The 406-nt window shown below is 70.0% G+C and carries 1 protein-coding gene; it reads right to left on the bottom strand.

Annotated features, from left to right (window positions below; translation table 11 throughout):
- Positions 1–406, bottom strand: a 406-nt coding sequence (locus tag HCN51_RS57845) for a hypothetical protein (RefSeq protein WP_168022242.1), incomplete at both ends; no start/stop codon positions are given.

Genomic DNA, 406 nt, shown 5'->3' with positions numbered 1-406 from the left:
GGTGACGCCCTGTCCTTCCTCCGTACCCTGGTCGAGGGTGGGGCCGTTGTCCTGCTTGTCCGTGGCTCCGCCGGTCTCGTTGTCAAGGGGCGGGGTCGGGGGCGCGGAATTGGTGACGCCCTGTCCTTCCTCCGTGCCGGTGTTGAGGGTGGGGCCGTTGTCCTGCTTGTCCGTGGTTCCGCCGGTGCCGTTGTCAAGGGGCGGGAGCGTGGGGGCGGAAGTGGGCTCGCAGGGGGCGACCGTTCCCTTGACGATCTGCAGGGAGGTCGTGGACGGCGGCGCGGAGTCGCCGTCCACGCTCTTGGTGACGGCCAGCACCAGCGTGGAGTCCGCGGGGACCTCCCCCTCCTTGATCTCGAAGGCGATGCCGTCGCCCGCCTTGCTGATGCTCGCGGCGAACTTCCCG

The sequence above is a fragment of the Nonomuraea composti genome, from assembly GCF_012034275.1.
Lineage (GTDB): Bacteria > Actinomycetota > Actinomycetes > Streptosporangiales > Streptosporangiaceae > Nonomuraea > Nonomuraea composti.
This window is presented reverse-complemented; position numbering and strand designations above follow the sequence as displayed.